Source organism: Streptomyces sp. NPDC048349 (assembly GCF_040651925.1).
In the GTDB taxonomy this organism is placed as follows: domain Bacteria; phylum Actinomycetota; class Actinomycetes; order Streptomycetales; family Streptomycetaceae; genus Streptomyces.
The window spans coordinates 40331-46510 of the sequence record NZ_JBEZLA010000061.1; the positions used below are offsets into that span (position 1 = coordinate 40331).

General features: G+C 73.1%; 5 protein-coding genes. 3 read left to right on the top strand and 2 right to left on the bottom strand.

Going from position 1 to position 6180, the window contains the following annotated elements:
- Positions 1-22 precede the first annotated feature (22 nt).
- Positions 23-1528, top strand: a complete 1506-nt coding sequence (locus AB0D44_RS27710; protein ID WP_362595798.1) for a hypothetical protein — start codon at positions 23-25, stop codon at positions 1526-1528.
- Here AB0D44_RS27710 and AB0D44_RS27715 read toward each other — a convergent pair.
- Positions 1515-2474, bottom strand: coding sequence for an endonuclease/exonuclease/phosphatase family protein (locus tag AB0D44_RS27715; RefSeq protein ID WP_362595800.1), 960 nt, complete (start codon positions 2472-2474; stop codon positions 1515-1517). The genes AB0D44_RS27710 and AB0D44_RS27715 overlap by 14 nt on opposite strands.
- 25 nt (positions 2475-2499) lie before the next feature.
- Entirely contained in the window at positions 2500-3252 is a 753-nt protein-coding gene (locus AB0D44_RS27720) for a class I SAM-dependent methyltransferase (RefSeq protein WP_362595802.1), read from the bottom strand.
- A gap of 239 nt (positions 3253-3491) precedes the next feature.
- Here AB0D44_RS27720 and AB0D44_RS27725 point away from each other — a divergent pair, with 239 nt between their 5' ends.
- A complete protein-coding gene (locus tag AB0D44_RS27725; protein ID WP_362595804.1) occupies positions 3492-4454 on the top strand; it encodes an aldo/keto reductase in 963 nt (320 codons plus the stop codon).
- A gap of 127 nt (positions 4455-4581) precedes the next feature.
- A complete protein-coding gene (locus AB0D44_RS27730) occupies positions 4582-6090 on the top strand; it encodes an alpha/beta hydrolase (RefSeq protein ID WP_362595806.1) in 1509 nt (502 codons plus the stop codon).
- Positions 6091-6180 lie beyond the last annotated feature (90 nt).

The following is a 6180-nucleotide window of genomic DNA, read 5'->3' on the forward strand; positions in this document are numbered from 1 at the left end:
GTGAGAAGAATGGATTCCGAGCATGTCTGACACAGCGAAGAACGGGCGCCGCGTCATCACGGGCGTGGACGCCTCCGGGCCGGTCCCCGTCGAGTACCGGTTCTCCCACGCCAAGAACGGCAGCCGCCACCTCGTCGTGGTGTTCGCCAACCTCAACGCGCCCGGCGACTACGGGATGGGGGGCGGAATCCTCGACAACGTCCGGTCGAACATCCTGTGGATCCGCGACTCCTTCGAGGGCGCGAACAGCTACTACCTGTGCAAGGGGATGGACTTCGGCATCGAGCAGTCGGTGGCCGGGCTCATCGCGCGCGTCGCGAACGCACTGTCGCTGACCCCGGACCAGTGCACGATGTTCGGCAGTTCCAAGGGCGGCAGCGCGGCCCTCTACTTCGGACTGAAGTACGGCTACAAGAACATCATCGCCAGCGTGCCCCAGTTCCGGATCGGCACGTTCGTCGTCAACGCCATGGCGCCTTCCGCCCGCGCGATGATGGGGGAGGTGACGGAGGACAAGGTGCGCTTCCTCGACGCCGTCCTTCCCGAGGTGGTGCGCGGCAGCGCCAACCGGTCGGCCAACATCTACGTGGTCTCTTCGCCCCAGGACCGGCAGTACGCGATCCACATCGAGCCGTTCCTCGGCTTGTTCCAGGGCTACGAGAACTTCAACCTCATCTTCAACGACTCACCCCTGATCTCCGGGCACGACAAGGTGACGACGCGCAACATTCCCTCCCTGGTGGGGCTGTTGAACCTGGTCAGCCACGGGATCGTGCCCCGGATCGGTTCCGTCCGCAACGGCCTCGAGGAGCCGCAGCGCGACACCTCGGGGATCGACGCGTACCTCTCGGCGACCTCCCAGGTCCGGGGGGACGACTTCCCCGCGCCGAGGGTGGTGACGCCCGCGGCGGAGGAGCGGCTGCCCCGGCGGGCGGTCCGGTTCGTGGGCTCGGCCCCCGGTGCGGTGCGGGTCAGCATCTGGGAGAACGGCGCGTTCCAGGGATCGCCGACGGTCGCCCCCGACGGCAGCTGGACCTGGGAGCGGGAGAAGCCCTGGGCCAAGGGGCGGCACGTGGTGCGGCTCTTCGCGGTGGACGCGAACAACTTCCACTCCAAGCGCACCGAAGTGGTGTTCACCGCGACCGACGAGCCCTTCGCGCCGGCCTCGGTTCCCGCCCGGGCCCCGGCGCCCGAGCAGGCGCCGGGCCCCGTGCCCGTCCTGTCGGTCACGTCCCCGGTTCCCCAGCAGCAGGTCCAGGGTCCGGCGGTGCGCTTCACGGGCTTCGCCCCGGGCGCGGTGCGGGTGGACTTCCAGGAGCGCGGCACGGGCCTGGGGACGTGCGAGGTGACGGCCGACGGTGCCTGGACCTGGGACCCGGGCTGGGCCTGGGCCGAGGGCGAGCACCTGGTCGAGGCCGTGGCGGTGGACGCGAGGGGCAACGCCTCCGCCTGGACCTCCGTCCCCTTCGTCCTGATGAACGCCTACATCATGCCGGCCCAGGGCGGGTACACCGCTACGAGGTACTGACGACCGGGGCCTGCGGGACCGCCGGCGTCTCGGGGGCGGGGCGGGACACCCGCATCACCAGGGCCCGGTGGTCGGAGGCCTTGGTGTCCACGACCTGGCAGCCGGTGCGCTCCAGCGCCGTGAACAGGTAGTCGATCTTCGCGCCGTCCTCGTGGGTGCGGCGACCGGCCCGGGAGGCGCCCTTCTGGTCGCATTCCCGGTACGCCGTGTAGGCCGCGGCCGGCCACAGCCAGCTCGTGGTGCTCCCGCCGACCGGCGGGGGCGAGTTGAAATCACCGCCGACGATCGTCCGGTCGTCCTGCGAGGCGGCTTCGAAGAGCGAGCGGAGCTGCTCGTCCCGGAAGTCCCAGTCGGGGCGCACCGTATCGCTGCCGCGCAGTGCGACGTGCCCGTTGCACACCCGGACCCCCTGGGCGGGAACCAGGGCGCAGAGGAACCGCCGGTGCACGCCCGCCGTCGGCTGCCGGGTCGGCACGGCCTTCACCTCGGTGAGCGGGGACGCCGCCAGCAGACCGGAACCGGCCTGCCCCCTGCCCCCTCCCGTGCAGCCGACGGGCACGCTGCGGCCCGCCTCGTCCACGCTGACGTAGGGATCGAACTCGCTGTGCCAGTCCCTGCCCAGACGCCGGGCGGCCGACAACAGGTCCTCGGAACAGACCTCCTGGAGGAGCATGACGCGCACCCCGCGGCTTTCGGCCAGGGCCCGCAGCTGCTGGAACTTGTCGTCGGCGCTGCCCTTGTCCTCGCAGCCCCACTGCTCCACACCGCACATGTTCCACGTGGCCACGGACAGCGTGTCCGGCTTGGGCTCCGGGGTGAGCGCCGACGGTACCGAACCGGTGGGCGCGGACGTGCAGGCCGCGGCGGTCAGCAGACCGAGGGCCGCCGCCACGCTGCCGAGGCGGCGCGAGCGACGGCGTATCCCGGTCTCCGTGTGTCTGTGCATCCCGCCATCATTGAGTATGCGCCGGTCAGGCGGTGCATCGGGGGGACCGGAACAGTGCGGTCCACAGGAAGGGCTCGCCGAAGAGCGGGGACTCGTCCGGCTCGTCGCGCATGCGGCGCAGTTCGACCTCCGCGAAGTCGGCGAAGATCCAGCGCAGCGACTCCGGCGTGTAGGCGAGGCCGCCGTGCAGGCCGGCCTGGCGGTAGAAGTCCGCGTCGGGCAGTTCGGAGCCCATCGCCCCGGCCGCGAAGCAGGTGAGGGCGAGGTGGCCGCCGGGCGCAAGGACCCGCTCGAGGAGGCCGAGGTAGCTGATCCGCCGGTGCGGCGGCAGGTGGTGGAAGCAGCCGGAGTCGTAGACCAGGTCGTACGGGCCACTCAACTCGGACGCGGTGAGCGCGAAGGCGTCGCCGCAGTGGAAGCGGACGTCGGCCCCCGCCTCGCGGGCGCGGTCCCCGGCCCAGGCGATGGCCGCCGGTGACAGGTCCACGGCGTCGACCTCGAAGCCCAGGGAGGCGAGCCGCAGCGCGTTGCGGCCCGGGCCGCAGCCCAGGTCGAGGGCACGGCTCGGGGTGATCAGGCCGCGGTCGAGGTACGAGACCAGGCTCTCGTCCGGCTTCGCCGCGAAGAAGGGCACGGGCCTCGCGCGGTCGGCGTAGAAGCCGTCCCACCAGGCGGCCGCGTCGGCCGTCCAGCGGTCGGCCTCCGGTGCGAACAGGCCGTCCAGGAGGCTCAGTACGTCATCCACCGTACGGATGGTGCGCCCCGCGTTCTGGTTCATCAACTCCCCTTTCCTGAAGGGCTATCGTAGCCGCGGGCCGCACAAAAGCCCAGCTCAGAGGCGGCGTCGGGCAGGCTTGCGCGGCCTCGTGGAGGCCTGCGGACAGGGCGGTGTGCCCGGCCCCTTCACGTGGGGGGGTCCGGCCGTGGAGGCGCCCGCCGAAGGCCGTCCCGGGGGCACTCCCGGATCTCCCGGGCCGGGGTTTTTCGGGAGGCGGGCACCCCCCCTAGAGTGGGGCCGTGGTGACGAACGAGGGCGTGGGCGTGAGCGGTGACCGGGTGCTGTACGGGTGCATGGGGCTGGGCGGGAGCTGGGAGCCCGGTCCCTACGGACCCGCGGACATCGATGCCGCCGAGGCGGCGATCGAGGCGGCCCTCGACAGTGGGATCACCGCCTTCGACCACGCCGACATCTATCGCGGCGGCAAGGCCGAGGCCGTCTTCGGCGAGGTGCTCGCGCGGACTCCGGGGCTGCGCGAGCGGATCACCCTCCAGACCAAGTGCGGGATCCGGCCGGCCGGCAAGGACGGCCCCGGCCTGTACGACCTGCGCGGGCCGAGCATCACGCGGCGCGTGGAGGAGAGCCTGACCCGGCTGCGGACCGACGTGATCGACGTGCTCCTCCTGCACCGCCCCGACCCCCTGGCGGACCCGGACGAGATCGCGTCGGCGCTGATGTCCCTGCACCGGCAGGGCCTCGTACGGCACTTCGGGGTGTCCAACATGGGGCCCGCGCAGATCGCCTCGCTCCAGGCCCGGCTCGACGTACCGCTGGTGGCGAACCAGCTGGAGATGAGCCTGCACAGCCGGGACTGGGTCGAGGCCGGGGTCCTGCTCAACACCCCCGCGTCCACGCACAACGGGTTCCCCTTCGGGACGCTGGAGCACTGCCGCGACCACGGCATCCGCCTCCAGGCCTGGGGAGCGCTGGCGCAGGGACGTTTCACCGGCCGCCAGCAGACGGCCGCCGAACGGGCCACCGCCGAGCTCCTGGCCGATCTCGCCCGGCGCAAGGGCACGACCCCCGAGTCGGTGCTGCTGTGGTGGCTGGGCCGGCATCCGGCCCGGATCGCCCCGGTCATCGGCACCGCCCGCCCCGACCGGATCCGCGCCTGCCGCGACGCGGCGGTCCGCGAGCCCGACCTCACGCACGAGGAGTGGTACGAGCTGTGGGTGACGGCCAGGGGAGTCCCGCTGCCCTGAACCGGCACAGGCCGGCAGGGGGCGGGCCGGGGCGGGCCGGGCCCCGGCCGGGCGGGGGGATATCCCCACCGTGGTCCGACCGGCCCGCTGGATGGGAGGCCGAGACGCGATCAACAAGGCTTGCGGCATGACGACCTACTCCCGCAAGGCCCTGCTCCTCGCCCTCTCCGCGGCCACCGTGGCGGCCGGCCTGACCACCGCCGCCGCACCCGCCACGGCCCGGTCCCGGCCCGCCGTCCCGCAGCTGACCTGGCGCCCCTGCGCCAAGGCGGACGGACCCGCGACCCAGGAGTGCGCCGAGCTGCCCGTCCCCCTCGACTACCGCCACCCCGGCGGCCGGCAGATCACCGTCGCCGTCTCCCGGATCCGCAGCGACCGCCCCGAGGCCCGGCGAGGCACGCTCGTCGTGATCCCCGGCGGGCCGGGCGGATCCGGCGTGCAGCGCCTGACCCAGAAGGGCGCCGCCCTCCAGCGGGAGCTGGGCGGCGCGTACGACCTCGTCGCCCTCGATCCGCGCGGAGTGGGCGCCAGCACCACCGCGAGCTGCGAACTCGCGCCCGAGGACCGGTACATGACCACCCTGCGGTCCTGGCCGGGCCCGGACGGCGAGATCACCGAGAACGTCGCCCGCTCCCGGCGCATCGCCGAGGCGTGCGCCCGCAACGGCGGGCCGGAGCTGCGCAGTTTCACCACCGCCAACCAGGTGCGCGACATGGACCGCTTCCGCGAGGCGCTCGGCGAGCGGAAGCTCTCCGCCTGGGGCATCTCGTACGGGACGTACGTGGGGGCCGTGTACGCGCAGAAGTACCCCCGGCACACGGACCGCTGGGTGCTGGACAGCAGCGGCGACCCCGACCCGAAGCGGGTCGCCCGCGGCTGGCTGGCGAACATGGCGCCGGGCGTGGAAGCACGCGTCCCCGACTTCGCGGCGTGGGCGGCCCATCCCGACCGGGACCGGGACGGCCTGCGCCTGGCCGGGCGGGCGCAGGACGTGCGGCCGCTCGTGCTGTCCCTGGCCGCCGAGCTGGACCGCGCACCGAAGGAGTCGACGACCCCGGGGGTGCCGCTGACCGGCAACGGTCTGCGGCAGGCCCTCCAGAACAGCCTGACCAGTGACGCCGCCTTCGCCTCCTTCGCCCGGCTCGTGCGGGCGGCACAGGACCCGGCGGCCACGCCCGTGCTCCCGCCGGAGCTCGCACAGCCCCTGCGGAACGAGGACGCGGCGCTCATGGTCGCGGTCATCTGCAACGACGTGGCGTGGCCCCGCACCACCACGGCCGCGTACCAGCGCGCCGTCGACGAGGACCGGGCCCGGCACCCGCTCACCGCCGGGATGCCGGTGAACGTCCTGCCCTGCGCCTTCTGGAAGGACGCCCCCGCGCAGGAGGCGACCCGGATCACCGACGACGGGCCCTCCAACATCCTCATGCTGCAGAGCCGACGGGATCCGGCGACCCCGCTCTTCGGGGGCCTGAAGATGCGCGAGGCCCTGGGGGAGCGCGCCCGCCTGGTCACGGTCGAGCAGGGCGGCCACGGCCTCTACGTCGGCAACGGCAACACGTGCGGCAACCGCGCCGTCACCGAATTCCTCACCACCGGCCGTCGCCCGGCCCGGGACACGGACTGCCCGAACTAGGGGGTGTCTGACGGAGGTCCGCGGCGTCGCGGTGCCCGGCACGCACTCTCGCCGCACCGGCCGAAAGCCCAAGTACGTCCAGTACGGGGG

What these genes read in the sequence shown, in the direction of transcription:
- AB0D44_RS27710 (WP_362595798.1), top strand. Translation starts at nt 23, where the DNA reads ATGTCTGACACAGCGAAGAACGGGCGCCGCGTCATCACGGGCGTGGAC.
- AB0D44_RS27715 (WP_362595800.1), bottom strand. Translation starts at nt 2,474, where the DNA reads ATGCACAGACACACGGAGACCGGGATACGCCGTCGCTCGCGCCGCCTC.
- AB0D44_RS27730 (WP_362595806.1), top strand. Translation starts at nt 4,582, where the DNA reads ATGACGACCTACTCCCGCAAGGCCCTGCTCCTCGCCCTCTCCGCGGCC.
- AB0D44_RS27720 (WP_362595802.1), bottom strand. Translation starts at nt 3,252, where the DNA reads ATGAACCAGAACGCGGGGCGCACCATCCGTACGGTGGATGACGTACTG.